General features: G+C 73.0%; 30 protein-coding genes. 18 read left to right on the top strand and 12 right to left on the bottom strand.

What is annotated here, in order from left to right; translation table 11 throughout:
• Positions 1-80: 80 nt before the first annotated feature.
• Positions 81-413, bottom strand: a complete 333-nt coding sequence (locus SM452_RS14550; RefSeq protein ID WP_262015606.1) for an STAS domain-containing protein — start codon at positions 411-413, stop codon at positions 81-83.
• Positions 414-558: 145 nt separating this feature from the next.
• On the opposite strand from SM452_RS14550, the gene hemL reads away from it, so the two are divergent.
• Genes hemL through ccsB form a run of 6 tightly spaced genes read left to right on the top strand, consistent with a single transcriptional unit; the run spans position 559 to position 6,549 of the window.
• A complete protein-coding gene (gene hemL / locus SM452_RS14545) occupies positions 559-1,896 on the top strand; it encodes a glutamate-1-semialdehyde 2,1-aminomutase (RefSeq protein WP_450066098.1) in 1,338 nt (445 codons plus the stop codon).
• A gap of 4 nt (positions 1,897-1,900) precedes the next feature.
• Complete coding sequence (locus tag SM452_RS14540; protein WP_013283542.1) at positions 1,901-2,548, top strand: histidine phosphatase family protein; 648 nt, start codon at positions 1,901-1,903, stop codon at positions 2,546-2,548.
• Positions 2,548-3,123: a TlpA family protein disulfide reductase gene (locus SM452_RS14535; protein WP_128137297.1), complete on the top strand. Its 576-nt coding sequence runs from the start codon at positions 2,548-2,550 to the stop codon at positions 3,121-3,123. Before SM452_RS14540 ends, SM452_RS14535 begins: the two co-directional genes overlap by 1 nt.
• Complete coding sequence (locus SM452_RS14530) at positions 3,123-3,959, top strand: cytochrome c biogenesis CcdA family protein (protein WP_121686526.1); 837 nt, start codon at positions 3,123-3,125, stop codon at positions 3,957-3,959. The genes SM452_RS14535 and SM452_RS14530 overlap by 1 nt, the downstream gene beginning before the upstream one ends.
• On the top strand, positions 3,959-5,575 hold the full coding sequence (resB, locus tag SM452_RS14525) for a cytochrome c biogenesis protein ResB (RefSeq protein ID WP_463840085.1): 1,617 nt from the start codon (positions 3,959-3,961) through the stop codon (positions 5,573-5,575). The genes SM452_RS14530 and resB overlap by 1 nt, the downstream gene beginning before the upstream one ends.
• Complete coding sequence (gene ccsB, locus SM452_RS14520) at positions 5,575-6,549, top strand: c-type cytochrome biogenesis protein CcsB (RefSeq protein ID WP_463840084.1); 975 nt, start codon at positions 5,575-5,577, stop codon at positions 6,547-6,549. Before resB ends, ccsB begins: the two co-directional genes overlap by 1 nt.
• Here ccsB and SM452_RS14515 read toward each other — a convergent pair.
• Complete coding sequence (locus SM452_RS14515) at positions 6,518-6,742, bottom strand: hypothetical protein (protein ID WP_262015601.1); 225 nt, start codon at positions 6,740-6,742, stop codon at positions 6,518-6,520. The two genes, ccsB and SM452_RS14515, sit on opposite strands and share 32 nt — an antisense overlap.
• 44 nt (positions 6,743-6,786) lie before the next feature.
• Positions 6,787-7,257, bottom strand: coding sequence for a MarR family winged helix-turn-helix transcriptional regulator (locus tag SM452_RS14510; protein ID WP_073826478.1), 471 nt, complete (start codon positions 7,255-7,257; stop codon positions 6,787-6,789).
• Positions 7,258-7,320: 63 nt separating this feature from the next.
• Between SM452_RS14510 and SM452_RS14505 the strand changes: the two genes are divergently transcribed.
• The 3 genes from SM452_RS14505 to mqnP are packed head-to-tail and all read left to right on the top strand — an operon-like array spanning position 7,321 to position 10,288.
• Positions 7,321-7,878 (top strand): carboxymuconolactone decarboxylase family protein, encoded by a 558-nt coding sequence (locus SM452_RS14505; protein WP_463840083.1) that lies wholly within the window; start codon positions 7,321-7,323, stop codon positions 7,876-7,878.
• A gap of 47 nt (positions 7,879-7,925) precedes the next feature.
• Positions 7,926-9,386: a menaquinone biosynthesis decarboxylase gene (locus SM452_RS14500; RefSeq protein WP_194802076.1), complete on the top strand. Its 1,461-nt coding sequence runs from the start codon at positions 7,926-7,928 to the stop codon at positions 9,384-9,386.
• Positions 9,362-10,288 carry a menaquinone biosynthesis prenyltransferase MqnP gene (gene mqnP, locus SM452_RS14495; protein WP_463840149.1) on the top strand — a complete coding sequence of 309 codons (927 nt, stop codon included), beginning with the start codon at positions 9,362-9,364 and terminating at the stop codon, positions 10,286-10,288. Before SM452_RS14500 ends, mqnP begins: the two co-directional genes overlap by 25 nt.
• A gap of 20 nt (positions 10,289-10,308) precedes the next feature.
• Here the strand turns inward: mqnP and SM452_RS14490 are convergent, their stop codons facing one another.
• A complete protein-coding gene (locus SM452_RS14490) occupies positions 10,309-11,319 on the bottom strand; it encodes a terpene synthase family protein (protein ID WP_410054957.1) in 1,011 nt (336 codons plus the stop codon).
• A 97-nt stretch (positions 11,320-11,416) separates the two neighbouring features.
• Between SM452_RS14490 and SM452_RS14485 the strand changes: the two genes are divergently transcribed.
• The gene (locus tag SM452_RS14485; protein WP_355511329.1) at positions 11,417-12,061 is read left to right on the top strand and encodes a UbiX family flavin prenyltransferase; all 645 of its coding nucleotides are present in this window, start codon (positions 11,417-11,419) and stop codon (positions 12,059-12,061) included.
• A 57-nt stretch (positions 12,062-12,118) separates the two neighbouring features.
• Here the strand turns inward: SM452_RS14485 and SM452_RS14480 are convergent, their stop codons facing one another.
• Complete coding sequence (locus tag SM452_RS14480) at positions 12,119-12,385, bottom strand: BldC family transcriptional regulator (RefSeq protein ID WP_013473529.1); 267 nt, start codon at positions 12,383-12,385, stop codon at positions 12,119-12,121.
• A 257-nt stretch (positions 12,386-12,642) separates the two neighbouring features.
• Here SM452_RS14480 and SM452_RS14475 point away from each other — a divergent pair, with 257 nt between their 5' ends.
• Genes SM452_RS14475 through cds1 form a run of 3 tightly spaced genes read left to right on the top strand, consistent with a single transcriptional unit; the run spans position 12,643 to position 15,091 of the window.
• A complete protein-coding gene (locus SM452_RS14475) occupies positions 12,643-13,101 on the top strand; it encodes an Lrp/AsnC family transcriptional regulator (protein WP_030500728.1) in 459 nt (152 codons plus the stop codon).
• A 42-nt stretch (positions 13,102-13,143) separates the two neighbouring features.
• Positions 13,144-13,986, top strand: a complete 843-nt coding sequence (locus SM452_RS14470) for an SDR family NAD(P)-dependent oxidoreductase (RefSeq protein ID WP_463840082.1) — start codon at positions 13,144-13,146, stop codon at positions 13,984-13,986.
• A gap of 10 nt (positions 13,987-13,996) precedes the next feature.
• Entirely contained in the window at positions 13,997-15,091 is a 1,095-nt protein-coding gene (gene cds1 / locus SM452_RS14465) for an L-cysteine desulfhydrase Cds1 (RefSeq protein ID WP_262015595.1), read from the top strand.
• A gap of 16 nt (positions 15,092-15,107) precedes the next feature.
• On the opposite strand, the gene SM452_RS14460 is transcribed toward cds1, so the two are convergent.
• The 3 genes from SM452_RS14460 to SM452_RS14450 all read right to left on the bottom strand — a co-directional run bounded on the left by SM452_RS14460 (position 15,108) and on the right by SM452_RS14450 (position 16,273).
• The gene (locus tag SM452_RS14460; RefSeq protein WP_463840081.1) at positions 15,108-15,728 is read right to left on the bottom strand and encodes a putative glycolipid-binding domain-containing protein; all 621 of its coding nucleotides are present in this window, start codon (positions 15,726-15,728) and stop codon (positions 15,108-15,110) included.
• A gap of 75 nt (positions 15,729-15,803) precedes the next feature.
• Positions 15,804-15,971 (bottom strand): DNA-binding protein, encoded by a 168-nt coding sequence (locus tag SM452_RS14455; RefSeq protein WP_355511324.1) that lies wholly within the window; start codon positions 15,969-15,971, stop codon positions 15,804-15,806.
• 86 nt (positions 15,972-16,057) lie between these two features.
• Complete coding sequence (locus tag SM452_RS14450) at positions 16,058-16,273, bottom strand: helix-turn-helix transcriptional regulator (protein ID WP_036311366.1); 216 nt, start codon at positions 16,271-16,273, stop codon at positions 16,058-16,060.
• 186 nt (positions 16,274-16,459) lie between these two features.
• Here SM452_RS14450 and SM452_RS14445 point away from each other — a divergent pair, with 186 nt between their 5' ends.
• Together SM452_RS14445 and SM452_RS14440 are read left to right on the top strand one after the other, a co-directional pair.
• Positions 16,460-16,711, top strand: a complete 252-nt coding sequence (locus SM452_RS14445; RefSeq protein ID WP_091414371.1) for a flavin reductase — start codon at positions 16,460-16,462, stop codon at positions 16,709-16,711.
• Positions 16,704-16,925 (top strand): hypothetical protein, encoded by a 222-nt coding sequence (locus tag SM452_RS14440; RefSeq protein ID WP_355511321.1) that lies wholly within the window; start codon positions 16,704-16,706, stop codon positions 16,923-16,925. The genes SM452_RS14445 and SM452_RS14440 overlap by 8 nt, the downstream gene beginning before the upstream one ends.
• Positions 16,926-17,002: 77 nt before the next feature.
• Here the strand turns inward: SM452_RS14440 and SM452_RS14435 are convergent, their stop codons facing one another.
• The 3 genes from SM452_RS14435 to SM452_RS14425 all read right to left on the bottom strand — a co-directional run bounded on the left by SM452_RS14435 (position 17,003) and on the right by SM452_RS14425 (position 22,485).
• Positions 17,003-18,877 (bottom strand): DEAD/DEAH box helicase, encoded by a 1,875-nt coding sequence (locus tag SM452_RS14435; RefSeq protein WP_355511319.1) that lies wholly within the window; start codon positions 18,875-18,877, stop codon positions 17,003-17,005.
• A gap of 190 nt (positions 18,878-19,067) precedes the next feature.
• On the bottom strand, positions 19,068-20,720 hold the full coding sequence (locus tag SM452_RS14430) for a hypothetical protein (protein ID WP_463840080.1): 1,653 nt from the start codon (positions 20,718-20,720) through the stop codon (positions 19,068-19,070).
• A 109-nt stretch (positions 20,721-20,829) separates the two neighbouring features.
• Positions 20,830-22,485, bottom strand: coding sequence for a C40 family peptidase (locus SM452_RS14425; RefSeq protein WP_357207289.1), 1,656 nt, complete (start codon positions 22,483-22,485; stop codon positions 20,830-20,832).
• 221 nt (positions 22,486-22,706) lie between these two features.
• Between SM452_RS14425 and mqnE the strand changes: the two genes are divergently transcribed.
• From mqnE to SM452_RS14410, 3 genes are read left to right on the top strand one after another with little or no spacing between them, the layout of a single operon-like run.
• Positions 22,707-23,876, top strand: a complete 1,170-nt coding sequence (mqnE, locus tag SM452_RS14420; RefSeq protein ID WP_018787841.1) for an aminofutalosine synthase MqnE — start codon at positions 22,707-22,709, stop codon at positions 23,874-23,876.
• Positions 23,877-23,883: 7 nt separating this feature from the next.
• On the top strand, positions 23,884-24,312 hold the full coding sequence (locus SM452_RS14415) for a hypothetical protein (RefSeq protein WP_357207292.1): 429 nt from the start codon (positions 23,884-23,886) through the stop codon (positions 24,310-24,312).
• A 26-nt stretch (positions 24,313-24,338) separates the two neighbouring features.
• On the top strand, positions 24,339-24,623 hold the full coding sequence (locus tag SM452_RS14410; RefSeq protein ID WP_355511313.1) for a DUF4229 domain-containing protein: 285 nt from the start codon (positions 24,339-24,341) through the stop codon (positions 24,621-24,623).
• A gap of 92 nt (positions 24,624-24,715) precedes the next feature.
• Here the strand turns inward: SM452_RS14410 and SM452_RS14405 are convergent, their stop codons facing one another.
• Positions 24,716-26,056, bottom strand: a complete 1,341-nt coding sequence (locus tag SM452_RS14405; RefSeq protein ID WP_463840079.1) for a C39 family peptidase — start codon at positions 26,054-26,056, stop codon at positions 24,716-24,718.
• Positions 26,057-26,115: the final 59 nt, after the last annotated feature.

Here is a 26,115-nt window from a genome sequence, read left to right as displayed (position 1 = left end):
GCACTTGTGGCCCCGACAAAAGGTGTGAATCACCCGAGTGAAGGGCCGCAAGTGCAAGATCGCGGGGAGAACCCCGAGGGTCAGGGGGTGGCTTCGTTGCGGATCATCAGGGCGCTGCGGAGGCCGGTGATGTCCAGGACGCGGATCAGGAAGTCGCCGACGTTTGTGAGCATCAGCACGCACTGGGCGTGACTGGCCTTGCGGCTGAGCACCACGAGCGTGCCGAGCCCCTGCGAGTCGCAGAACGTGACCCCGGCCAGGTCGAGCACGATGCGCGGGGGCGGATCCGCCAGCACCTCGTTCACCACTGTCGAGAGCTGGGCGGCCGTGAGCATGTCGATCTCACCGGCCAGGCGAAGCACTGCTTCGTCACCCGTCCGGTGTACGGTGATGGACAGTTCGGCACGATCCACCCGGTCAGCCTATCGCGATCTCGACCGACGGGCCTGTCGAGCGGATCGCCGTCGGCCGTCGCGCCGCTCAGGCGGGTGAGCCTGGTTACGCCCGTCGCGGGGTGCCTGCCAGGCAGCACTCCGGCGCTGACACAATGGCCCCATCGTGACCGAGACCTTTTCCGCCGGATCCGGCCGCTACCCGGCCGACGCTCCGGCCTCCGAGGCCCTGTTCGACCGCGCCAAGGCCGTCGTGCCCGGCGGGGTCAACTCTCCCGTGCGCGCGTTCCGTGCCGTCGGCGGCACCCCGCGCTTCATGGTCCGGGGGGAGGGTCCGTGGCTCTTCGACGCCGACGGTCGTCGCTACGTCGACCTGGTCTGCTCCTGGGGCCCGCTGATCCTCGGCCACGCGCACCCGGCGGTGGTGGAGGCGCTGCGTGAGGCGGCGGCGCTCGGCACCAGCTTCGGCACGCCGACGCCGGGTGAGGTCGACCTGGCCGAGGAGATCATCGCGCGGACGCCGGTGGAGCAGGTCCGCCTGGTCAACTCCGGCACCGAGGCGACCATGTCGGCGATCCGGCTGGCCCGCGGCTTCACCGGCCGCTCCAAGATCATCAAGTTCTCCGGCTGCTACCACGGCCACTCGGACGCGCTGCTCGCCGCTGCCGGCTCCGGCGTGGCCACGTTCGGCCTGCCCGACTCGCCCGGCGTGACCGGCGCGGCGGCCGGCGACACGATCGTGCTGCCGTACAACGACCTGCGCGCGGTCGAGGAGGCGTTCGCCGCCGAGGGGCAGCACATCGCCGCGATCATCACCGAGGCCGCCGCCGGCAACATGGGCGTGATCGCGCCGCGCGACGGCTTCAACTCCGAGCTGGCCCGGATCGCCCACGCGAACGGCGCGCTGCTCATCGTCGACGAGGTGATGACCGGGTTCCGGGTGTCCCGCGCCGGATGGCACGGCCTCGACCCCTCGGACGCGGACCTGTGGACGTACGGGAAGGTCATGGGCGGCGGCCTGCCCGCCGCGGCGTTCGGCGGACGCGCGGAGATCATGGCGAAGCTCGCCCCGGCCGGCCCGGTCTACCAGGCCGGCACGCTCTCCGGTAACCCGCTGGCCTGCGCGGCCGGGCTGGCCACGCTGCGGCTGGCCGACGACGCGCTCTACCGGCGGCTCGACGAGACCGCCGCCGCGCTGGGCAAGCTCACCACCGAGGCGCTGTCCGCGGCCGGCGTGCCGCACCGCCTCTCCACCGCGGGCAACATGTTCTCGGTCTTCTTCACCGACGCGGACGTGCACGACTACGACAGCGCCCGCACCCAGGTGGTGCCGGCGTTCAAGGCGTTCTTCCACGCGATGCTCGCCGCCGGCGTCTACCTGCCGCCGAGCGCGTTCGAGTCGTGGTTCGTCTCGACCGCGATCGACGACACCGCGTGGGAGCAGATCGCCGCCGCCCTTCCGGTCGCGGCGCGGGCGGCGGCAGCGGCAGGACACGGGGGGTAACCAAATGGCGGAGACCGTGGTGCACGTGCTGCGGCACGGCGAGGTGCACAACCCGGACGGCATCCTCTACGGCCGCCTGCCCGGGTTCCGCCTCTCCGAGCTGGGCGTGCAGATGGCCAAGGCGGCGGCGCAGGCGCTCGCCGACCGGACCGTCGTGCACGTGGTGGCCAGCCCGCTGGAGCGCGCCCAGCAGACCGCCGAGCCGATCGCGGCGCAGTTCGGCCTCTCCGTCGGTGTCGACGAGCGCCTGATCGAGAGCGCGAACTGGTTCGAGGGCAAGAAGGTCTCGCCCGGTGACGGTTCGTTCCGCGACCCGCGCAACTGGTGGGTGCTGCGCGACCCGGTGACCCCGTCCTGGGGTGAGGCGTACCGGGCCATCGCCGAGCGCATGTTCGCCGCGCTGCACGCCGCCCGGGTCGCCGCCGAGGGGCGGGAGGCGGTGCTCGTGTCGCACCAGCTCCCGATCTGGACGCTGCGCCGGCACGTCGAGCGCAAGCGCCTCTGGCACGATCCGCGCCGCCGCCAGTGCGGCCTGGCCAGCCTCACCTCGTTCCACTTCGACGGCGCCAAGATCGTCGGCATCGGGTACTCCGAGCCGGCGGCCCACCTCGTGTCGATCTCGCCGACCGCCCGGACGGCCAAGGGGGCCTGATGCTCACCCGGAGGCTCGCCGCCGCCCTGCTCGCCGCCGTGACCGCCGGTACGGCGCTGGTCGGCTGTTCCTCCGGCAGCCAGGAGAGCCGGTGCGCGGCCGACGGCTCCACCGTCACCTGCGCCCCCGACCAGCGGTCCAAGACGCCGAAGGTGAGCGGTGAGCTGCTCACCGGCGGCAGCTACGACATCTCCCGCGACCGCGGGCAGGTCGTCGTGGTCAACTTCTGGGGTTCCTGGTGCGCGCCCTGCCGGGCCGAGGCGGACGACCTGGAGGCCACCTACCAGGCCACCAAGGGCTCCGGCGTGACGTTCCTCGGCATCAACGTGCAGGACAGCAAGGACAAGGCGATCGCCTTCGAGGAGGGCCGGGTCACGTACCCGAGCATCTTCGACCCGGCCAGCCGGCAGGCGCTGAACTTCGACATCCCGCCGAACACCACCCCGGCCACCGTCGTGCTCGACCGTGAGGGCCGGATCGCCGTGGTGATCCGCCGGGCCGTCACCCGTGACGAACTGCGGCCGATCGTCGAGGACATCGCCGCCGAGTCGCCGCCGCCGAACGGCTCCCGCTGATGGGCGAGACGTTCCGCCAGCTCGCCGAGTCCGGCCCGCTGCTGCTCGCAGTCGGCGCGGCCGCCCTGGCCGGACTGGTCAGCTTCCTGTCGCCGTGCGTGCTCCCGCTGATGCCCGGCTACCTGTCGTACGTGACCGGCCTGGCCGGCACCGACCTGGAGGGCCGCCGCCCGGCCCCGCCGCAGTCACCGGACCCACCGCCGACCGGGGGCGGCGTCGCCGTGGCGGAACGGACGCAGGCCCGGACCACCGCCGCCGTCAAGGGCCGGGTACTCGCCGGCACGCTGCTGTTCATCGCGGGCTTCACCGTCGTGTTCGTCGCCACCGCGATCCTCTTCTCCGGCGTCGGCAAGCTCTTCTTCCGGTACGAGCGCACGCTGGAGATCGTCATCGGCGCGCTCGTGGTGGTGCTCGGGCTCGGCTACCTCGGGGTGATCCCCGGCATGCAGCGGGAGTTCCGCATCCGCTGGCTGCCCTCCGCCGGGCTGCTCGGCGCACCGGTGCTCGGCGCGGTCTTCGCGCTGAGCTGGCTGCCCTGCACCGGCCCGACGCTCGGCGCGGTGCTGGGCATGGCGGCCACCGAGGGCGGGACCGACCGGGCCGTGGTGCTCGCCGTGGCGTACTGCCTCGGGTTGGGGATACCGTTCGTCGTCTTCGGGCTGGGCTTCCAGCGCCTGCTCGGGGTGTTCCGCGCCGTCCGGCGCAACAGCCGCTGGGTCACCCGGATCGGCGGCGCGCTGCTGATCGCGATCGGCCTGGCGCTGATCACCGGCGGCTGGGTGAACGTGGTGATCTGGTTGCAGACGAACGTGGGCGTGGGCGAGGTGAGCATCTGATGACGACCGTCGACGACCGGCCGTCGACCCCCGCGCAGGCGCCCCGGCGGCGGGTCAACCCGGTGCTGGCCCTGCTGCGCAACTCGTGGCGGCAGCTCACCAGCATGCGTACCGCGCTGATCCTGCTGTTCCTGCTCGCCATCGCGGCCATCCCCGGCTCGGTGCTGCCCCAGCGCGGCGTCAACCCGGAACGCGTCAACCAGTGGTTCGTCGACCACCCCGACCTCGCGCCCCGGCTGAACCAGATCGGCGCGTTCGAGGTCTTCGGCTCGGTCTGGTTCTCCGCGATCTACCTGCTGCTGTTCACCTCGTTGATCGGCTGCATCCTGCCCCGCGCCCGCGACCACGTCCGCGCGCTGCGGATGAGGCCACCGGCCGCGCCGAAGCGGTTCGACCGGCTGCCGCAGCACGCGGTGCTGGAGGCCCCGGCCGCCGCCGACCCCGAGGCCATCGCGGCGGTGCTGCGCCGCCGCCGGTGGCGGGTCACCGTGCGCGGCAACGAGGTCTCCGCCGAGAAGGGCTACCTCAAGGAGACCGGCAACCTGCTCTTCCACGTGTCGCTGGTCGCCGTCCTGCTCGGGGTGGCGCTCGGTTCCTGGTACGGATGGCACGGCAACCGCATCCTGGTGGCCGGCGAGGACAACGCGTTCTGCAACACCCGCCAGCAGTACGCCGAGGCGTCGCTCGGCCCGCGCGTGGACAGCTCCGACCTGCCGCCGTTCTGCCTGACGCTGGAGAAGTTCGAGGCCGACTACCTGCCGTCCGGGCTGGCCTCCCGCTACTGGGCCACGGTGACAGTGGACGAGCCGGGCGGCGCGGAACGGACCGCCGGGTTCTCGGTCAACTCGCCGCTGCGGCTCGGCTCGGCGAACGTCTACCTGCTCGGCAACGGCTACGCGCCGCTGCTGAAGTACACCGACAAGTACGGCCGCAGCCAGACCAGCGAGGCGCCGTTCCTGCGCACCGGCGACTCCAACGCGACCGAGGAGGGCGTGGCGATCTTCCCGGACGCCAACGTCGACCCGAAGACCGGCGCGCGTGCCCCGGACCAGCAGATCGCCTTCGACGGGCTCTACCTGCCCACCGCGCCGGACGAGGGCCCTCCCGTCCGTTCCGCCTGGCCCGAGGAACGAGATCCGGCGGTGAACCTGACCGCGTACCGGGGCAACCTCGGGCTGGACGCGGGCATCCCCGGCTCGGTGTACGCGCTGGACCGGCGGCAGATCGACGACGGCAAGCTCAAGGAGATCGGCACCAAGCTGCTGCGGCCGGGGGAGAAGTGGACCCTCGACGACGGCAGCACGCTGGAGTTCGTCGGCACCAAGCCGTACATCACGCTCGCGGTCCGGCACGCGCCCGGGCAGACGTTGCTGCTGGTGGCGAGCGGCACGCTGCTGCTCGGCCTGATGGGCTCGCTGTTCGCCCGGCGGCGCCGGGTCTGGTTCCGGGTTTCGCCCCCCGAGGGTGGATCTCCGACGAGCGGTAGTAGCTTGGTGGAGGCCGGTGGGCTGCCGCGCACCGAGCACCCTGGGTTCGCCGACGAGTTCGCGCAGCTCGTCGCCGCGGTGAGCGGTGACGCGCCGGACGCGCGGCGGGCGCGAGAAGGAGACGACTGATGTCCGCACTCTCCGACCAGCTGGTCGCGTTCGCGATCCTGGCGTACCTGATCGCGATGATCAGCCACGCCGTGGAGTTCGCGCTGGGCAACGCGCGGAAGGTGCCCGCGGCCGCACCGGCGCGGGAGCTGGTCGGCGCGGGCGTCGGCGGAGCCGGCGGCACGATCGACGAGCCGGCCGTCGCGGCGACGCCGCCGCGCCCGGACCGCACCGGCGCGCGGGCCGTGCTGGCCGGCCGGATCGCCACCTGGCTCACCGTGCTCGCCGGCGCGCTGCACCTGGGCGCCGTGATCACCCGGGGCCTGGCCGCCGACCGGATGCCCTGGGGCAACATGTACGAGTTCGTGCTGACCGGCACCTGGATCGGTGTGGCGGCCTGGCTCGTGGTGCTCTGGAAGCAGCCGTGGCTGCGCCGGCTCGGGCTGTTCCTGACGCTGGTCATGGTGCTGCTGCTGGCCTTCGCCGAGCTGAAGCTCTACGTGCCGATCGAGCCGCTGATGCCGGCGCTGCAGTCGTGGTGGTTCATCATCCACGTCTCGACGATCATCTTCGCCTCGGGCATCTTCCTGCTGGGCGTGGTGCCCGCCGCCGCCTACCTGATGCGGTCCGGCTGGGAGCAGGGGCGGCGCAGCTTCCCGTACACCCTGGCCCGCCGCCTCCCGGAGGCGGCCGGGCTGGAGCGGCTGACCTTCATGCTGCACGCCTTCTCGTTCCCGATCTTCACCTTCGCGGTGATCGCGGGGGCGATCTGGGCCGAGGCGGCCTGGGGTCGCGCCTGGGGCTGGGACCCGAAGGAGACCTGGGCGTTCATCTCCTGGGTGGTGTACGCGGGCTACCTGCACGCCCGGGCCACGCCGAGCGTGAAGCGCAACGTGGCGACCTGGATCTCCATCGTGGGCTTCCTGACCGTGATGATGAACCTGTTCGGCGTGAACTTCTTCTTCACCGGTCTGCACTCGTACGCCGGGGTGTAGTGACCGGGCGCGCGCTCAGCACCTCGTCCACCCGGCGCGTGATCTGGTAGGCCACCTCGGGCAGGTCGGCCAGTTCGAGGCGGTCCGCCCGCAGCGCGAACTGGGCGTGCAGTTCGCGGGCCACCGCGTCGCGGATCTCGGCCTGGAGCGGGCTGAGGCCGTCGGGGTCACCCACCACGTATGCGTCGTCCATCCGTCGATGATGAACCGCCGCCGGCGACCCTGTCAGTGACGAAGTCATCCGCCGAACCAGCCGGGGACGTCGAGGCGGAACACGTCGGCGGGGACCATCCGGCGCAGGTCGTCCTCGATGGCGGCGACCCGGTCCGCGCCGAGTGTGGCCGCCCAGCGGTCGCGTAACTCGTCGAAGACCACTGCCGAACGGTGCAGCCCGTCGCGGCCCTTCGCGGTCATCCGGACCAGCTTGCGGCGGGCGTCGGCGGGGTCGTCCACGCGTTCCAGGTAGCCGAGCGCGACCAGCCGGTCCACCGTCTTGCCCGCTGCCTGCTTGGAGACGCCGAGGCGTTGCCCGAGGTCGGAGGCGGTGGTGCCGGCCGGGCCGACGGCCTGGAGGACGAAGCCGTGGGCGGGGCGCAGCTCGGGGTGCCCCTGGCGGGCCAGTTCGGCGTGCAGGTCGTCGACGAGCGTACGGAAACCGGCGAGCAGGAGCAGCGGCAGCGCGAACCCGGGGCGGTCAGGCGTTGCCATGTTCGACAACCACGTTTACTATTTCGTCAACCACGTTGACCATCTTACGAGAGGGGTCCTGTCATGTCCCGCTTCACCGCGTACGAGCCGGACACCGCGCCCGCCGCCGCCCGCCCGGTCATGGCCGGGGTCCGCCGTACCCTGGGTCACCTGCCCGCCGCCGTGAGCCTGATGGCCGGCTCGCCCGAACTGCTCACGGGCTTCCTCGCCGCCAACGCCGCGTTCGAGGCCACCGACCTGGACCCGGTCGCCCGGGAGGTGGTCGTGCTGACCGTCGCCACCCGCAACGGCTGCCACCTCTGCGTGGCCATGCACACCGCGACGCTGGTCCGGCACGGCGCCGCGCCCGAGCTGATCGAGGCGCTGCGGACCGGCTCGACGCTGCCCGATTCCCGGCTGGAGGCGCTGCGCCGCTTCACCGTCGCCGTGCTCGACCACCGGGGCGGTGTCCCCGACGCCGACCTGGACGCGCTGCTCGACGCCGGATGGCAGCCCCGGCACGCGCTGGACGTGGTGCTCGGCGTCGGCACGTACACGATCTCCACGTTCGCCAACCGGCTCACCGAGGCGCCGCTCGACGAGCCGCTGGCCGCGTACGCCTGGACGCCCGCCGCCAGTTGACCGGGGGCGCGCCCGGCCCGAGGAAGGGAGTGCGGGAGGATGGGGGCATGGCGGCTCGCTTTCCGTACACCGATCTGAAGGATTTCCTCGCGGCGCTGGAGCGTGCGGGCGAGCTGCGGCGGGTGAGCGCGCCGGTCGACCCCACGCTGGAGATCAGCGAGATCGTCACCCGCACCGTCCGGGCCGGCGGGCCCGCGCTGCTGTTCGAGCGGCCCACCCGGGGTGAGATGCCGGTGGCGATCAACCTGTTCGGCACCGAGAAGCGGATGGCGATGGCGCTCGGGGTGGAACACCTCGACGAGATCGGCGAGCGCATCGGCGACATGCTCAAGCCGGAGCTGCCGCAGGGCTTCTCCGGGATGATGGGCGGCCTGGGCAAGGTCATGCAGCTCAAGTCGATGCCGCCGAAGAAGGTCAAGACCGCGCCCTGCCAGCAGGTGGTCTACCGGGGCGACGACGTCGACCTGAACCGGCTGCCCGGGTTGCAGGTGTGGCCCGGCGACGGCGGAATCTTCCACAACTTCGGGCTGACCCACACCAAGCACCCGGAGACCGGCAAGCGCAACCTCGGGCTCTACCGGCTCCAGCAGCACTCGCACAACACCATCGGCATGCACTGGCAGATCCACAAGAACTCCACCGCGCACCACGCGGTCGCCGAGCGGCTCGGCCAGCGGCTGCCGGTGGCGATCGCGATCGGCGCCGACCCGGTGGTGGCGTACTCGGCCAGCGCGCCGCTGCCCGCCGACATCGACGAGTACCTGTTCGCCGGGTTCCTCGCCGGTGAGCGGGTCGAGATGGTGGACTGCCTGACCGTCCCGTTGCAGGTCCCGGCGCACGCGCAGATCGTGCTGGAGGGCTACATCGAGCCGGGCGAGCGCCTGCCCGAGGGTCCGTTCGGCGACCACACCGGCTTCTACACGCCGGTCGAGCCGTTCCCGGTCATGCACATCGAGTGCATGACCATGCAGCGCGACCCGGTCTACCACTCGATCGTCACGTCCCAGCCGCCGCAGGAGGACCACGGCCTCGGCAAGGCCACCGAGCGGATCTTCGCGCCGCTGCTGCGCTTCCTGATCCCGGACATCGTCGACTACGACCTGCCCGCCGCCGGTGTCTTCCACAACTGCGCGATCGTGTCGATCCGCAAGCGCTACCCGAAGCACGCGCAGAAGGTCATGAACGCGATCTGGGGCGCGCACATGATGTCGCTGACCAAGCTGATCGTGATCGTCGACGAGGACTGCGACGTGCACGACTACAACGAGGTCGCGTTCCGCGCCTTCGGCAACGTCGACTACGCCCGCGACCTGATGGTCACCGAGGGGCCGGTGGACCACCTCGACCACGCCTCGTACCAGCAGTTCTGGGGCGGCAAGGCGGGCATCGACGCGACCCGCAAGCTGCCCGAGGAGGGCTACAGCCGGGGCTGGCCGGAGGAGATGCGCATGTCGCCCGAGGTGGTCTCGCTCGTCGACAAGCGCTGGAAGGAATACGGGATCCGATGACGGCGGCAGTACAGGAACGACCCGGCCGGGTCTCGTCCTTCCTCAAGCTCGTCGCCATCGAGCACTCGGTCTTCGCGCTTCCGTTCGCGTACCTGTCGGCGCTGACCGCCATGCAGCTCAACGGCGGCCGGGTGGATTGGCTCGACCTGCTGCTGATCACCGTGGCGATGGTCGGCGCGCGGACGTTCGCCATGGCCGCGAACCGGATCCTGGACCGGCGGATCGACGCGCGGAACCCGCGTACCGCGAACCGGGAACTGGTCACCGGCGCGGTGAGCGTGCGGACGGCCTGGACCGGCGCGGCGGTCGCGCTCGTGGTGTTCCTGGCCGCCGCCGCCCTGCTCAACCCGCTCTGCCTGGTGCTCGCGCCGCTCGCCGTGGTGCCGCTCGTGGTCTACCCGTACGGCAAGCGGTTCACCAACTGGCCGCACGCCATCCTCGCGGTGGCGCAGGCGGTCGGCCCGGTCGGCGCCTGGCTGGCCGTCACCGGCACGCTCGACGGCTCCGGCCCGGCGTGGCTGCTCGGCGCCGCCGTCGGCCTGTGGATCGGCGGCTTCGACCTGATCTACGCCTGCCAGGACTCGGAGATCGACCGGGAGATCGGCGTGCACAGCGTCCCCGCCCGGTACGGCCGGCGCTTCGCGCTGCACGCCTCCACTGTCGCGCACGTGGTGACGTTCGCGCTGTTCATCTGGTTCGGCGCGTGGGTCGGCTTCGGCTGGCTGTGGTGGATCGGGCTGGCGCTCACCGCTGTGGCCTTCGCCTACCAGCACATGGTGGTCAGTCCCACCGACCTGAGCAAGGTCAACCGGGCGTTCTTCACCGCGAACGGCTTCGTCGGCATCGCGTTGTTCGTCCTCGCGCTGCTCGACCTGGTGATCCGGCTCGGCCTGCGGCCGTAGCGGCGACGCCGGGCACCGGCTCAGGACGCCGCGGCGACCGGGTAGCGGGCGCTCTCCAGCGTCCAGTCGACGGTGCCGCGCACGGCGGCGGCCAGCCCGTCGAGGTGGATCGCGACGGCCTCGTCGAGCGTCGGGCCGAACGACGGCGCCGCCGCCAGGAGTGCCGCGAAGCGGTCCATCTCGGCCCGCCAGTGCCCGGCCACCAGGTCGACCGCCGCCGGCAGCGGCACGCCCCGCTCGGCGGCCGTCGCCAGCACCAGGTTGTGCCCGCCGCCGGTGGCCCGGTCGCGCTCCAGCGAGGCGATGTCGTTGAACCAGGAGAGCAGGTCGTTGGCGAGGCCGGCGAGCCGCCGCAGCGCCGGATGGTGGTAGACCGCGTCGGGCAGCGGACGCCCGGATGCGAACTCGATCAGCGGGTACGACACGTACGCCGCCGACGTGGCCCGGCGCAGCCGCACGTACTCGGCGACGCCCGGTGGGCGGCCGGACGTGGTGGCGGTGGCCTCCCGGTGGACCCCGTCGAGGTGGTCGGCGACCGCGTCGGCGAAGCGCAGCCGCCACCGGGCCGGCATCCGGCGGCGGGGTTCCCGCCACGCCTGCACCAGCAGCCGCCGCAGTGGGCCGGAGAAGCCCGGGTGGCGGGCGCGCGGACCCTCGCGCAGCAGGGCGAGCGCACCGTCGCGCAACGCGCGGATCTGCGGCGGGGTCAGCCCGTCCCGCCCGTCGCAGGCGTCGTCGACGAGGAAGAACCAGGTGAACAGTGCGGTCAGCACCCGCAGGTCGGGCTCGGTGGCGTCCGGGTAGAGGCGGCCCGCGTACCGGGCGAAGCCGGCCCGCGCCAGCCGTCGCCGGGTCACCGGGTCAGCCGGCAGGCCGAGCCGGTCGACCTGCTCCACCAGCCAGCCCTGCACGTCGTCGGCGTACGGGGAGAGGCGGGGCGGGATGGGGCAGCCGGAGCGGAGCGCCCGCAGCACCGCCGCCGTCATCACCGGCCCTTCCGTGGACGTCGATCGCCGATCGAAGAATTTCATGCCGTGGGATGTTCCGTGAACCCACTGGACATCCCGGACGGGCCGACCGAACGGGGGTCGACGCCCGCCGCCCGCGGCGACCAGGCACGCTTGGGGCATGCGCGAACCATGGGTGGTGGGTGTCTCCGGCGCGTCCGGGACGCCGTACGCGGCGGCTGTCGTCCGGGGACTGCTCGACGCCGGTCAGGCGGTGGACCTGATCGTCTCCCGGGCGGCCCGGCTGACAGTGCTGGACGAGACCGGCCGGCCCTTCCGGGACGCGCACTGGACCGAGGACCTGGCCGCCTGGCTCGACCGCGACCTCACCGGCGCGGACCTGCGGCACTGGCCCGCAGGTGACCTGGCCGCCGGCCCGAGCAGCGGCTCCTACCCGGTACGCGGCATGGCGGTGGTGCCGGCCAGCACCGCCGCGTGCGCGGGCATCGCGATCGGGTTGTCGAAGGACCTGCTCCAGCGTGCCGCCGAGGTGAACCTCAAGGAGCGCCGCCCGGTCGTCGTGGTGCCCCGGGAGACGCCGGTGACCCGTAGTCACCTGGAACATCTCATCGCGCTGCACGACGCGGGCGCGGTGGTGCTGCCGGCCAGTCCGGGCTTCTACGGCGCCGGGGCGTCGGCGTCCGCCGGGCAGCTCGTGGACTTCGTGGCCGGGAAGGTGCTCGACGCGCTCGGTGTCGAGCACACACTGTTCCGGCGGTGGTCCGGCGAACTGGCCGCCGGTCGCCGGGAGGCGGACCCGCGCTGACGGACCCGCTGGGCGACGTCCGGGGCGCGGCCCTCGGCCGGACCGCGCCCCGCACGTTCAGTACATGCCGGCGTTCGCCGGTCCGGGGCCGGTGGAAGCGGTCGGGCCCATGTTGCGGGCCTTGCCCATGTCCTCCGCCTCGTCCAGCATGCCCTCCCCCTCGAGCAGGGCCCGCACCTCGGATTCCCGAAACCGGCGGTGCCCTCCTGGAGTCCGGATACTGCCGATCCGGCCGGCCGCTGCCCATCTGGTCACGGTCTTCGGGTCCACCCGAAACAGCGCAGCGACCTCACCCGGTGTCAGCAGGCGATCTCCAGTGTCCACAGCCCCCTCCTCGCGTCGACGAAGCCCCCGGCTGAACACACTGCCCCCGGCCGGTGCGAGCCCAGAGCCGTCATGAGGGACGTATGGCAATTACAGCACCGGCTACCGGACGTGTCCGCCAAACGCGAAAAACGCACACACTGGGAAGGATAGGAAATGGTACCGGCGGAGAACCCCCGTGATCGTACGTTTGTGAAGTGCCGGTGCACCGGTACCGACAGTGTTCGGTGGCCGTCGAGCGGATAGGGTCACTCTCCGTGGACACGATCGACCTGAGCCTCGTGGAGTTGTTGCGGGGTAACGCCCGTCTGTCGTACGCCGAGCTGGCCCGTCAGGTCGGCCTCTCCGCCCCGGCCGTACACGAGCGGGTCGGCAAGCTGGAGTCCAGCGGCGTGATCCGGGCGTACCGGGCCGAGGTCGAGCCGGAGTCGATCGGGCTGGGCGTCACCGCGCTCATCGGCATCATCGAGGACTCCGACGCCGACACCGACGACGTGCTGGAGGCGTTCCGGCGCATCCCCGAGATCGAGTCCTGCTACTTCATGGCCGGCGTCGAGTCCTTCCTGCTCAAGGCGCGCGTCGGCACGATCGCCGAGCTGGAGCAGCTGATCGTCCGGCTGAACCGGACTGCTGGTGTGGCGTCCACCCGTACCAGCATCGCCCTGTCGACCAAGTGGGAGAACCGCCCGCAGCCGCTGGAACCGCCCACCGCCTGACGCCTCTGGCCCCGGGGCGGGGGTTGCGGTTACCGTGCGCCGATGACGAGCTCGGAGCGCGGTGCCGCAGTGGTGACAGGTGCGGCCGGTGGGCTGGGACGGGCGATCGCCGCCGCGCTGCACGCCGACGGGTGGAACGTGCTGCTCACCGACGTCGACGCCGGGGCCGTGTCGGCCGCCGCCGCGCCGCTGGGCGGCTGGTCGCGCGCCCTCGACGTACGCGACGAATCCGCCTGCGCGGACGTCGCCGCCGAGGCGGCGGCCGCGCCCGGCGGCCTCGGGCTCTGGGTGAACAACGCGGGCATCCTGGTCACCGGGCCGTCCTGGGCGCACGACGCCCCGGCCCGGCGCGCGGTGGTCGAGGTCAACGCGCTCGGCGCGATGAACGGCACGCTCGCCGCCGTCGCGGTGATGCGCGAACAGGGCCGCGGCCACGTACTGAACGTCGTCTCGCTGGCCGGGCTGATCGCCGCACCGGGCGAGACGGTGTACGCGGCCAGCAAGCACGCCCTGCTCGCGTTCAGCCTCGGCACCCTGAGCGACCTGCGGATGGCCGGCGTCCGGGGCGTACACGTGTCGTGCCTGTGCCCGGACGGGATCTGGACGCCGATGCTGCACGACAAGCTGGACGACCCGGGAGCGCTGGCGTCCTTCACCGGCTCGCTGCTCACGCCGGAGCGGGTGGCCGCGCGGGCCGCCCGGCTGGCCCGCCGCCCCCGGCCGGTGGTCAGCCTGCCGCGCTGGCGCGGCGCCCAGGTACGGCTCCTGGACGCCTTTCCCCGGCTCGCTCTGGCCCTCACGCCGGTGATCCGGGCCACCGGCCGGGCCGGTCAGCGGCGGCAGGCCCGCCGGGTCCGGGAGAACCCGAGCCCACCTCGCTTGTAACGTTGCCGGCGTGACTCACTTCGACAGGTGCGACGAGGCCAGCCGGCGCTGGGTGACCGAGGCGATCGCCACTGTCGAGGCGGACGCCAACCGCTCCGCCGACACCCACCTGCTGCCGTTCCCGCTGCCCCGGGAGTGGGGGATCGACCTCTACCTCAAGGACGAGTCGGTGCACCCCACCGGCTCGCTGAAGCACCGGCTCGCCCGGTCGCTGTTCCTCTACGGCCTCTGCAACGGCTGGATCGGCCCGGACACCACGATCGTCGAGGCGTCGTCCGGTTCGACGGCGGTCTCCGAGGCGTACTTCGCCCGGATGCTCGGGCTGCCGTTCATCGCCGTCATGCCCGCCTCCACGTCGCCGGAGAAGATCGCCCAGATCGAGTTCCAGGGCGGGCGCTGCCACCTGGTGGACGACCCGTCGAAGGTCGTGGTGGAGGCGCGCTGGCTCGCCGAGGACAGCGGCGGCCGCTTCATGGACCAGTTCACCTACGCCGAGCGGGCCACCGACTGGCGGGGCAACAACAACATCGCCGAGTCGATCTACGCCCAGCTCGCGCTGGAACGGCACCCGGTGCCCGCCTGGATCGTGGTCGGCGCCGGCACCGGCGGCACCAGCGCCACCATCGGCCGCTACGCCCGCTATCGGCGGCTGCCCACCAAGCTCTGCGTGGTGGACCCGGAGAACTCCGCGTTCTACCCCGCCTGGCAGGCCGGCGACTGGTCGGTCCGCACCGACCGCGGCTCCCGGATCGAGGGCATCGGGCGGCCCACCGTCGAGGCGTCCTTCCTGCCCAGCGTGGTGGACCGGATGGTGCAGGTGCCGGATGCCGCGTCGCTCGCCGCCATGCGGGCCGGCTCGGCCGTGCTCGGCCGCCGTGTGGGCGGCTCCACCGGCACCAACCTGTGGGGCGCGTTCGGGCTGATCGCGCAGATGCGCGCGGCCGGGCGTACCGGCTCGGTGGTCACGCTGATCTGCGATCCGGGCGACAGGTACGTCGACACCTACTACTCCGACGAGTGGGTGGCCGCGCAGGGCCTCGACCTCGCCCCGCACCTCGCCACCATCGACCGGTTCCTGACCGACGGCACCTGGCCGACCGCCTGAGCCGGGCCCCGGCCGGTCAGAGCGGGTCGACCCGCTCGGCCAGCCCCGGGTAGCGCACCACGAAGCCCTCCGGGTCGACCTCCAGGTCGGCGGTGAACGTGCCGCTCGCGTACCGGACCCGGCCCGGACCCAGCGAGGTGTAGACCTGCTCGGCGGGCACCACGGCCAGGCCGGGCAGCAGCACCCACGCCACGTTCACGGCCGTGGCCAGGTCGGCGGGCAGCCGCCCCAGCCCGATCCGGCGGATCGGCAACGTGTTCGTCAGCGGGGAACCGCCCAGGTCCACGTCGAGCGCCTCGGCCAGCCGGCCCGGGTCGTCGGTACCCGGCAGGCCCGCCGGTGGGTGGCCCGCCGCGCTCAGCGCCGCGTCCAGGTCACCCTCCTCGCCGGTACGCACGCGCCACCCGTCCCGGCCCCGCTCCAGGCGTACGCTCCGCGACCAGCCGGCGCCCTCGGACTCGACCTCCAGCCGGTTCGTCGACCAGTCCGGGCCGACGGTCAGGCGATACCGGCACGTGTACGGGATCGGATCCACGGCGAGCGCCACACCCTGCGCGGTCAGCCCCTGACCGTCGTCGAGCACGACGTGCTCGGAGCCGGCGGTGTCGGTCCGGGCCCAGAAGAGCGACTTCGGCATGGTCCGGACGTTACGCGACCCGGCCGTCGGCGGCAGCGGATGCGCGAACGCCGCCGCGAGCTGGGGCGTTGCTGACTACCCCTGCTCGTCGCCCTCGGTGGGGCGGGGCGGCCGGTTGTGGCGGGCCCACTCGTCCACCTCGTCCGCGTCCCAGACGTTCATGCCGATCAGTCGGGCGAGCGGCTCGGGGAACCCGGGGCGGCGGGTGATCTGCAGGACCCGCTGACGCGATACGCCGAACAAGGCGGCCAGCTCGCCGGGCCCGTACAGGCGTGGTCGTCTCCCCCGCCGAAGGGAGTCAGGAGACGCACTGGTCATGCCTCTCCGGGCTACTCGTCGTCGTCCGCCGGCCGGGGCGGCCGGTGCTCTCGGATGTACCGCTCGACGTCCCGCTTCAACCAGACCGCGCCGACCGACAGCTCTTGATACGGCGCGGGGAATGCGGGGTGCCGCCGGATCTCGCGGAACCTCGACCTGCCCACGCCGAGCATCTTCAAGATCTCACCGGCCGCGACAAGTTCGCCCGGTCCCGTCTCCTTGGTCACGACTTCGAAGGTAGGAGCGGGCGGACCCGACCATGGTTACGCGAACAAATGACCACACCTATGTGGGCCCGTCAACATTGACAGGGGGGCAAGTGAGCGATCTGATGGATCAGGCCCCCCGCCCGGTGGCGAGTTCGCGGCGGACGGGGGTGCCACCTGGACGCCGAACCTTGCAGGAGGCCCCGAGTGACCCAGCGCCACGCTCCGCTGAAACCCCTCTGGGTCTGTACGGCAGACCTGCTCAACTGGCCGTGCGAGAACGCCAAGGCCGAGTTGGTCGCTGACTACGAGCACGACCGACGCCACCTCGCCGTCGATCTGGCCGCCCTGATGCGGCAGGCAACCGATGACCTGACCCGGCTCTACTCCGAGCCGCCGGACCCCGCCGAGATGCACATCCGGTTCCTGGGCTGGCTGCGGTCGGTGCGCAATGTCTGACCCGATCGGCACTGGGCTGCTGCTGGCCGCCGTCATCGCCCAGGCGTTCGGCTGCTGGGTCGCCTGGTCGTGGGGCCGGTCCGCTCGGCGCAGCCTCCGGCAGACCATCGACAAGACCATCCCGACGCCACCGCCCGACTGGCGGCCTCGCCATCGCCTGTCGCTGTGGAATGAGCCGACCCGGCGGTATCCCGTTCTCACACCGCGCAGCTAGAACCGGGAGCCGACATCACCACAGACGCACCGCCGCCGCCGAGCGGATGCTCGGCGGCGGCGGTGGGTGCGCTCAGATCAGTGGGTACGTGCCGGCGGGCGCCCGCCGAAGCCGCGCCTGTCGTCCCGGCCCCGCCCTTCGGCCCGGAAACCGCCGGCCCGGCGCTCGGCCGGACGCGCGTCGCCCCGGTCACCGAAACGCCGCTCGGCGTGCGGGCGGTCGTCCTGGCGCCGGTCGCCGAAGCCGCGCGAGCCGCCCGGCCGGTCGTCGTACCGCCGCTCGTCGCGGTCGTACCCGCGTCCGGCCGCCGGCTGCTGCCGGTCGCCGTACGGCCGGTCGGCCCGCTCGCCGAAGCGCCGGTCGTCGCCGCGCTGGCCGCCGAAGCGCTGGCCGCGGTCGTCGGACCGCTGCTCGCCGAAGCTCCGGCCGTCGGACCGCCGGTCGCCGAAGCTCCGGTCGTCGCGACGCTCCGGCCGGCCGAAGCGGCGCTCGCCGCCGCCGGACCGCTCGCCCGAGTAGCGCTCACCCGCCGGCCGGTCGCCGAACCGGCGGTCACCGCCACGGTCCGCGAACCGGTCACCGGACCGCTCGCCCGCGGGCCGGTCGCCGAAGCGGCGCTCGCCACGGTCGGAGAAGCCGCCCCGGCCGCCCCGGTCGAAGCCCCGGCCGTCGCGGTCGCCGAAGCGGCGCGAGCCGCCGCCGCGTCGCGGCTCCGGCTCGTCCCGCACCGGTACGCCGCTGGGCTCGCGCGCGCCGGTCAGCTCGGCCAGCGCCTCGTCGCCCGCCCGGACCCGGGTCTCGGCCGGCTCGACGCCCGCCTTCTCCATCATGGCCAGAGTGGTGCGGCGCTGCTTGGGCAGCACCAGCGTCGCCACCGCGCCCGACTCGCCGGCCCGAGCGGTACGGCCGGCCCGGTGCAGGTAGTCCTTGGGGTCCTTCGGCGGGTCCACGTGCAGCACCAGCGAGACGCCGTCGACGTGGATGCCCCGGGCCGCCACGTCGGTCGCGACCAGCACGGGCGTCCGGCCCTCGCGGAACTCGGCGAGCGTCTTGGTGCGCATGCGCTGGGTCTTGCCGCCGTGCAGCCCACCGGCCCGTACGCCGACGGCCGCGAGCTGCTCGACGAGCCGGTCCACGCCGAGCTGCGTACGGGCGAACAGCATGGTGCGGCCCTCGCGGGCGGCGATGGACGCGGCGACCGCGAACTTGTCGTGCGGCGGGATCAGCAGCAGGTGGTGATCCATCGTGGACACGGCGGCGGTGGCCGGCGCGGTCGAGTGGGTGACCGGGTCGGTCATGAACCGCTTGACGAGCGTGTCGACGTCGTTGTCCAGAGTGGCCGAGAACAGCAGCCGCTGCGCGTCCGCTGGAGTCTTCGCCAGCAGCCGGGTGACCTCGGGCAGGAAGCCCATGTCCGCCATCTGGTCGGCCTCGTCCAGCACGGTGATCTCGACGTCGTCGAGCCGGCACACGCCGCGTTCGATCAGGTCGCCGAGCCGTCCCGGGGTGGCCACGACGATCTCCACGCCGCGGCGCAGCGCGTCGATCTGCCTGTCGTACGGCACACCGCCGACGGCGGTCTTCAGGAACACGCCCACCGACTTGCCGAGCGGCACGAGGGCGTCGTTGACCTGCATGGCAAGTTCACGGGTGGGGACCAGGACCAGGGCGCGAGGGTGCAGCGGCCGGGCCCGGTTGCGGTCGGCGACCCGGGCGATCACCGGCAGGCCGAAGGCGAGCGTCTTGCCGGAGCCGGTCTGGCCCCGGCCGAGGACGTCGCGGCCCGCCAGCGAGTCGGGCAGCGTGGCCCGCTGGATCTCGAACGGAGTGGTGATGCCCTGCCGGGCGAGCGTCTCGACGAGCTGCCGGGGCAGGCCGAGCGAGGCGAAGTCGACGGTGTCGGGCGTCGGGTCGACGGACGGGGACGTGCTGGGTTCAGCGAACGTGGTCAAGAAATACCTCTCGAGCGGGGCGCATCTTCGCGATGGCCCGCCGCGGCCTGTCACGCCGCCGAATCGCCCGCAAGATCGCCCATGGGCGCGCGCAGTCGGGCGCGCCAGGTCAGTGATCGCAGTCAAGTGTACGGCGCATCGCCCACTCCGCCACGGCGACGCGAGAACGTAGTGGGCGGGCTCACCCCCGTCACTCGATGAGCATGGTCCCGGTCAGCCCGCTCAACGCGTCGTTGGCCAGGAAGACCACGAGCAGACTGATCGCGATCAACATGGTCAGCGCGACGGCCAGCACGATGAACACCTTCGTGTTGCCGCCCCGGGCCGCCGGGCCCTCCTCGGACCAGCCCTGGGCCAGGATGTGCCCGGTCAGCGACCCGGAGTTCTCCAGCGGGTTGCCCTGCGGGAACGACACGGTGGCGAACCCGGGCCCGTCGGTGCCGCCGTACGCGGTGGTGGCGAGATCCGGCTCGGCGGGCTGTGGGCGTACCGGACGGGTCGTGTCGGCGTCGCGGGCGGGCGTGGCCGGCGGCGGCCAGGTCGGCAGCGCCGGGGCCGGCACCACGGGCGGCGGTGGGTCCGACACGGGCGCGGCGGCCCACGACGGCTGCGCGGCGGCCGGCGGCGCGACGAGCGGCGCCGGCGCCGGCGGCGTCGGGACGGCGGCCCGTGCGGGCGGGAACACCGGGGTGGCAGGAGGCGCGGGGAACAGCGGCGCGGGCAGCGGGTCCGCCGCGCCGGTCATCGCCGGTGGCGGCGGGAACGGCGGCGCGGGCATCGGACCCGGTGGCGGCGGGGGCGGGGGTACGGGCGGACCCGGCGGCGGTACCGGCGGCCCGGGGACCGGCGGCACCGGGCCGGGCGTCGGCGTCGGCGGGGTGGGCGCGGGCGGCGCGGGCAGGGGCGGCGTGGGCCGCAGCGGCGGCTCCGGCTCGGGTACCGGCGGCGCCGGTGACGGCGGCGTCGGACCCGGAACCGGGGTCGGCGCCGGCTCGGGTTCCGGTCCGTTCGGCGCCGGGGGTTGCGCGGGCTCCGGCGGCTGGACCGGCTCCGGCGGTTCCGGGTTCACCGGCCCGGCCCGGTAGACGGTGGCGGCGGCGGGCGGCGCGGCCACCACGGAGGCGGCGACCTCCTCGGCCGAGACGCGGCTCAGGCCGGGCACCGACGCGCTGGCCCGGGCGGGCGCGGATCCGGCCTGCTCGGCGGCCGTGGACGCGCCGGTGAGCGGGGCCGGGCGGTCGACGGCGGAGGCCGGTGCCGCGCTCGGCGGAGAGTCGACCGAACCGGCTGTCGGGGACGGGGAGTCGTCGGTCCCGTCCGCCTGCACGGCCGGTGCGGTGTCGCGCTCCGGTACGGCGTCGGCAGGTGCTGCCGCGTCCGCGGTTGCGACGGGCGGCGTGGGCACGCGTGCGGAACCGGAGACGCGGGGTGCCGGGATGGCGGCCGGAGCACTGCCGGGCGTACCCGGGGAGGCGTCGCCGTCGGCCTCCGCGGCGGCGGGCGTGGGTGCCGTGCCGGCTGCGGGCTGGGACGTCGCCTGGCGTTCGGCCACCGCGAAGGCGGACCAACTGGACGGCGGCACGGTGGCCCCGGGCAGACGCCGGTCCAGCGGTGGTGGGGTCTCCGCCGGGGTGCCCGCCCGGTACGTCGTCGGGCCGGCCTGCGGAAGTGGCTGCTCGTCACCGGCGGGCGGCGGCACGGCCGAACCGGCGACCGACGCCCGCGCCCGCGCGACGGCTACCGGCCCGGGTGAGGCCGAACCGTTGTCGTCGCCGGCCGGGTCGGCGGGGCCGGGCGTCGGTCCCGGGTGGACCTTCTCCGCCGGAACGTCCTGCTCGCCCATCTCGCCCCTCCGCACCCACGCTCGCCTCCGGCCGTGGCGCCGACCGGAAGTGCCTGGATCTCACCGTGCCACATTCCGGCCCGGGAGCACAGCCGGAGTGGCGGTTGGGTCAGTCGGCGCTGCTGCTCGGGCTGGCGGAGCCGCTGCCGGACGTGCTGCTCGACGGGGCGACGCTGCTTCTCGACGGGGCGACGCTGCTGCTGCTCGGCGCGGCGCTGCTGGTGTCCGGCTCGGCGCTCGCGCTCTGGCTCGGCTCCGGCTCGGGCTCCGCGGTCTGGCTGGGCGGCGGTGAGCTGGGCGCCGGGCTGGACGTCGTCGGCTTCGGCGTCGGCGTGGTGGGCTTCGGCGTGGTCGGCGTCGGCTTGGGCGTGGTCGACGGCTTCGGGGTGGCCGACGGCTTCGGCGACGTCGACGGCTTCGGCGTGGCCGGCACCGTGGGCGGCGGGGCGGGCGTGGCCGGGGCGGGGACCGCTCCGATCACCCGGGTCGCGGCGTAGAGCCGGGACCAGCGGACCACCGAGATCTTGACGACGTCGCCGGTCCGCGGCGCCTCCACCATCTTGCCGTTGCCGATGTACATGGCGACGTGGTGGACGCTGGTCCAGCTGCTGCCCGAGGCGAAGAACAGCAGGTCACCGGGGAGCAGGGCGGTCGGCGAGACGGTGCGGGACCGGGTCGCGAAGTACTGGTCCTTCGCGACGCGGGGCAGGCCCCGGTAGCCGGCCGCCTGATAGGAGGCGAGCATCAGGCCGGAGCAGTCGAACCGGTCCGGGCCCTCGGCCGCCCACAGGTAGGGGTCACCGAGCTGGGCGAGGGCGTACCGCACGGCGGCGAGCGCCTTCGGGTCCGCCACCAGGCCGTCGATGCTCTGGTCGACGTACGAGGTGCCGAGCCGCTGCTCGGCGGCGTCCGCCAGGCGCTCGATCTCCAGCAGCTTGGCCGCGTTCTCCTTGCGCAGCGCGACGAGCGCGGTCTCCTGCTTGCGCAGGTCGGTCTCGGCGCGGGTGAACTCGGCGGCCTTCTCACCGGCCCGGCGCTGGGCCGACTCGTGTGCCTTCCGGGCGGCCTCCTCGGCGCTTGTGGCGCGCAGGAGTTCGCCGGTCACCGACGTGGTGGCGCCCTCGGCCTTGTCGCCGCGGGTGATGCGCTGGAGGTTGGCGAAGTCGCGCAGGCTGGCGCCGAACTCGCCGGGCGGCAGCGCCGCGTCGGCCTTCACGGCGTCGGCGGCGGCGCTCTTGGCGTTGTCCTGGGCGCGGCGGAGCGCGTCCTGCGCCTCCTTGAGCAGGGCGGCGGACTGGGTCAGCTCGGTCTGCGCGGCGTCCCGCTCGGTCTTGATCCCGAGCAGCGCCTCGCCGAGCTGGGTCACCCGGGCGTCGAGCTGGTTGATCTGCGCGATCAGCGGGCCGTCGGCCGGGTTGGTGACGCCGGTGGTGCCCGGCAGGCCCGCAGTGCCACCGGGGGTGGTGAGGCCGGGCAGACCCGGGACGGTGCCGGGGAGGCCCGGAACGGTACCCGGCACGCCGGGAACGGTGCCGGGTACGCCGCGGAGGGTGCCGGAGGAGCCGGGCAGTTGCAGCGGGCCGGTGACCTGGGGCCGGGAACCGGTGTCGGGCACGACGTCGGGCAGCGGGTCGGCCCAGGCGGGTGTGGCGAGCGCCGCGGCCGCTACCGCCCCCAGGAGGGCGGACCAGAGCGCCGGTCGCAGGATCGGTGAGATCACCGGCTGCCGTCCTCGTCGCCGTCGGGCCTTGGTGCTGTGAGCCATACCGCTCCCGTCCGGTCTGGGGTCCGTCACGCGTGGTTGGGGCGTGTCGGGACAGGACGGCCCTGGTGTGTGTTCCGCCCCACCCTGTCTTACCTCACGGTTGCGACGATGTCGATGTGCGGAGCGTGACGGCGGGTGAACCGGCACGCCCAGGTCGGCGGCCGGTCGGACCCGCGACGTACGCTCGATCGGGAACCCAGGTGGAAGGACGTGGCTTTCGGATGGACGCCGGACTCAAGCGCGAACTCGAGGCGAAGGTGTACGCGGGGGAGCGGCTGACCCGCGAGGACGGCATTGCCCTCTACGCCAGCGACGACCTGACCTGGCTGGGCCGGCTGGCCCACCACAGGCGTACCGAGCTCAACGGCGACCGGGTGATGTTCAACGTCAACCGGCACCTGAACCTGACGAACGTCTGCTCCGCGTCGTGCGCGTACTGCTCGTTCCAGCGCAAGCCGGGCGAGAAGGACGCCTACACGATGCGCATCGACGAGGCGGTCCGCAAGGCCAAGGAGATGGAGGACGAGCAGCTCACCGAGCTGCACATCGTCAACGGCCTGCACCCGACGCTGCCCTGGCGCTACTACCCGAAGGTGCTGCGCGAGCTGAAGGCCGCGCTGCCGAACGTCAACCTCAAGGCGTTCACCGCGACCGAGGTGCAGTGGTTCGAGAAGATCAGCGGGCTCACCGCCGACGCGATCCTCGACGAGCTGATGGACGCCGGCCTGGAGTCGCTCACCGGCGGCGGCGCGGAGATCTTCGACTGGGAGGTCCGGCAGCACATCGTCGACCACAACTGCCACTGGGAGGACTGGTCGCGCATCCACCGGCTGGCCCACTCGAAGGGCATGAAGACGCCGTCGACGATGCTCTACGGCCACATCGAGGAGCCCCGGCACCGGGTCGACCACGTGCTGCGGCTGCGTGAGCTGCAGGACGAGACCGGCGGTTTCCAGGTCTTCATCCCGCTGCGCTACCAGCACGACTTCGTCGACTCGGCGGACGGCAAGATCCGTAACCGGATCCAGGCCCGGACCACGATGGCCTCGCCGGCCGAGTCGCTCAAGACGTTCGCGGTCTCCCGGCTGCTGTTCGACAACGTGCCGCACGTGAAGTGCTTCTGGGTCATGCACGGGCTGTCGGTCGCGCAGCTCTCGCTGAACTTCGGTGTCGACGACCTGGACGGCTCGGTCGTGGAATACAAGATCACGCACGACGCCGACTCGTACGGCACGCCGAACACCATGCACCGCGACGACCTGCTGCACATGATCTGGGACGCCGGCTTCCGTCCGGTCGAGCGGAACACCCGCTACGAGATCGTCCGCGAGTACGACGGGCCGCCGTCGCTGGCGGAGCGCCGGTCCGAGCCGCAGCAGGTCTGGGCCTGACCTGGCGATGAGCGACGAGGAACAGCAGCGCGGCTTCCCCCGGCGCGACGCCGAGGGCCGCATCCTCACCCTCGGTGACCTGCTCGGGGTGAGCCTGGCCGGCCTGGTCATCGGGGTGCTGGCGCTGCTGGTCTTCGAGTGGGCGTTCGCCACCGTCGGCGACAGCGGCTTCGGGGGTACGAACGGCTGGCTCGCGGTGATCCTGCCGCTCTGGTTGTTCTGGGACGAGTTCCGGGCCTGGGAGTTCGGCGCCGCCCGGGTGGTGGCCGCGCTGGCCGGTCTCGGGCTCGGCGTCGTCGCCGGTCTGCTGGCCGCGGGCCTGGCCTCCGGGCTGCCCGCGCTGTTCACCGGCGCGTTGGCCGCGGCGGTGTTCACCGTGGTCTACGCCGTCATCTGGTTTCATGGCGTGCACTGGCTGGCCCGGCGTACGGGCTGAGGCACGGAGAGAGTGGGAATGCGGGAATGAGCGCGGCGGTCAAGTACACGCTGGGCCGGGTCGGGCTGTTCGTCGCCGTGCTGGCAGCCCTCTGGTTCGTCGAGATGAACATGTTCCTGCGGCTGATGGTGGCGCTGATCTCCTCCGCCGCGCTGTCGTTCTTCCTGCTGCGCAACTGGCGGGACGAGATGGCCGGCGAGATGGCGGAGGCGTCGGAGCGGCGTCGCGCGGAGAAGGACCGGCTGCGCTCGGCGCTCGCCGGTGACGACGAGCCGGGCACCGAGCCGGACGCCGAGCGCCGCGACGGCTGAGCGGACGAACGAGGGGCCCGGCGCCGGACACGGCACCGGGCCCCTCGTCGTTCACCGGCCGGCCGAACCGTTCACCGGCGCGGCCGGGCCGTTCACCAGTTGGTCGAGCCCGGGACGACCGGCCACGGCCGGTCGGCCGGCTTGATCAGGTACGCGATGCCGCCGGAGCCGGAGGCCACCGTGCCGTTGGCCCGGTAGCGCTTGGTGCGCAGCCAGATCTGCTCGAACTGCTCCCGCTTGTAGACGTTGCGGACCGCGTCGTTCGACGAGGACGCCGGGTCGTTGACGATCACGTCACCCTCGGCGGTGAAGCCGACGATCACGAACAGGTGCCCGGAGGTGCCGTAGTTGGCGCCGTCCAGTTCGCTGGCGAGGAACGACTGCGAGGTCACCACCGGGATGCCCGCCTTGATGAACCGTTCCGCCTCGTCCAGCGAGTGCAGCCGGGTGACCCGCGCCTCCAGGCCGGGGAAGCTCGCCGCGTACGCGGTGTTGAACGGCCAGTTGCCGGCGCCCTCGTATTCGTAGTCGTAGGTCATCCGGGCGGCGTGGTCGACAGTCGGGTCGGGGTAGGAGGGGTCGACCCAGGAGGTGTCCTCGGCCGAGGGCTTGCGCCCCCAGTACTCGACCACCATCTCCGTCGAGGTGGGTGAGCACCACGCCTCACCGCCGCCGTCGTACTCGGGGTACTCGCCGATGTGGATGTTCTGCGAGTAGCGCGGCACGGCCAGTTCGGTGCCCCAGGCGATACCGCCCCGGCTCGGCGTGACGGTGAACCGGTCGGGCACGTTCGACGCCATCGCGCCGAGCATCCGGACCTGCGGCGCGGCGGCCTGGCCGGGCGCGCGGTAGAGGGTCAGCCGCAACTGGTACGAGCGCAGCAGCACTCCGGCGTCGGCGTCGTCGACCGAGAACGTGTCGGTCCAGATGCTCGACCACGGGTCGCCCTGGCCGTCCAGCGTGGAGCGCTTGATGTCCTGGTCGCCGGAGGCCCAGCGGCCCATGACGTACCAGGGGGTCTGAGCTCCGGTGTTGTACGTGCCGTGCAGCTCGACCTGGATCCAGGTGCCGGCCGGGGTGGCGGCGTTCCACGACGCGACCATCTCGGTGGCGTCGAAGCCGATCCGCCGCTCCGGCGAGGTCCAGGTGGCGTACTCCCAGGTGCGGGTCGTGCCGGTGTGCTCGTCGGTGAACTCGGTGGTGCCCGCCGGCCGGTCGATGGTCAGCGCCGGGTGGCGCCCCGGTACGGCGCGGGTGCCCTGGTGGGTGCCGGTACGCCAGTCGGGGAAGCGGGAGAACTCCTGGAAGGTGATCTGTTCGTCGTGCGTGACGCCCGGTCGCGGCGCTTGTGCCTGGACCGGTGCGCTGGTGCCGAGGAGGGTGAGCGCGGTGAGGCCGGCGAGGGCGGCCGCGCGCATGGGTCGTCCGAACATGGCAGCTCCACAGGGAGACGGCATCGTTGCCGTTCACTGTCGCGCTTGGCGGGAAGTTT

The sequence above is a fragment of the Micromonospora sp. SYSU B005 genome (assembly GCF_055362685.1).
This window is presented reverse-complemented; position numbering and strand designations above follow the sequence as displayed.

What these genes read in the sequence shown, in the direction of transcription:
- mqnE (WP_018787841.1), top strand. Translation starts at nt 22,707, where the DNA reads ATGGACGCCGGACTCAAGCGCGAACTCGAGGCGAAGGTGTACGCGGGG.
- resB (WP_463840085.1), top strand. Translation starts at nt 3,959, where the DNA reads ATGACGACCGTCGACGACCGGCCGTCGACCCCCGCGCAGGCGCCCCGG.
- SM452_RS14530 (WP_121686526.1), top strand. Translation starts at nt 3,123, where the DNA reads ATGGGCGAGACGTTCCGCCAGCTCGCCGAGTCCGGCCCGCTGCTGCTC.
- SM452_RS14500 (WP_194802076.1), top strand. Translation starts at nt 7,926, where the DNA reads ATGGCGGCTCGCTTTCCGTACACCGATCTGAAGGATTTCCTCGCGGCG.
- SM452_RS14410 (WP_355511313.1), top strand. Translation starts at nt 24,339, where the DNA reads ATGAGCGCGGCGGTCAAGTACACGCTGGGCCGGGTCGGGCTGTTCGTC.
- SM452_RS14425 (WP_357207289.1), bottom strand. Translation starts at nt 22,485, where the DNA reads ATGGCTCACAGCACCAAGGCCCGACGGCGACGAGGACGGCAGCCGGTG.
- SM452_RS14460 (WP_463840081.1), bottom strand. Translation starts at nt 15,728, where the DNA reads ATGCCGAAGTCGCTCTTCTGGGCCCGGACCGACACCGCCGGCTCCGAG.
- ccsB (WP_463840084.1), top strand. Translation starts at nt 5,575, where the DNA reads ATGTCCGCACTCTCCGACCAGCTGGTCGCGTTCGCGATCCTGGCGTAC.
- SM452_RS14535 (WP_128137297.1), top strand. Translation starts at nt 2,548, where the DNA reads ATGCTCACCCGGAGGCTCGCCGCCGCCCTGCTCGCCGCCGTGACCGCC.
- SM452_RS14470 (WP_463840082.1), top strand. Translation starts at nt 13,144, where the DNA reads ATGACGAGCTCGGAGCGCGGTGCCGCAGTGGTGACAGGTGCGGCCGGT.
- SM452_RS14440 (WP_355511321.1), top strand. Translation starts at nt 16,704, where the DNA reads ATGTCTGACCCGATCGGCACTGGGCTGCTGCTGGCCGCCGTCATCGCC.
- SM452_RS14485 (WP_355511329.1), top strand. Translation starts at nt 11,417, where the DNA reads ATGCGCGAACCATGGGTGGTGGGTGTCTCCGGCGCGTCCGGGACGCCG.
- SM452_RS14490 (WP_410054957.1), bottom strand. Translation starts at nt 11,319, where the DNA reads ATGAAATTCTTCGATCGGCGATCGACGTCCACGGAAGGGCCGGTGATG.
- SM452_RS14505 (WP_463840083.1), top strand. Translation starts at nt 7,321, where the DNA reads ATGTCCCGCTTCACCGCGTACGAGCCGGACACCGCGCCCGCCGCCGCC.
- SM452_RS14405 (WP_463840079.1), bottom strand. Translation starts at nt 26,056, where the DNA reads ATGTTCGGACGACCCATGCGCGCGGCCGCCCTCGCCGGCCTCACCGCG.
- SM452_RS14430 (WP_463840080.1), bottom strand. Translation starts at nt 20,720, where the DNA reads ATGGGCGAGCAGGACGTTCCGGCGGAGAAGGTCCACCCGGGACCGACG.
- SM452_RS14540 (WP_013283542.1), top strand. Translation starts at nt 1,901, where the DNA reads ATGGCGGAGACCGTGGTGCACGTGCTGCGGCACGGCGAGGTGCACAAC.
- SM452_RS14515 (WP_262015601.1), bottom strand. Translation starts at nt 6,742, where the DNA reads ATGGACGACGCATACGTGGTGGGTGACCCCGACGGCCTCAGCCCGCTC.
- SM452_RS14510 (WP_073826478.1), bottom strand. Translation starts at nt 7,257, where the DNA reads ATGGCAACGCCTGACCGCCCCGGGTTCGCGCTGCCGCTGCTCCTGCTC.
- SM452_RS14415 (WP_357207292.1), top strand. Translation starts at nt 23,884, where the DNA reads ATGAGCGACGAGGAACAGCAGCGCGGCTTCCCCCGGCGCGACGCCGAG.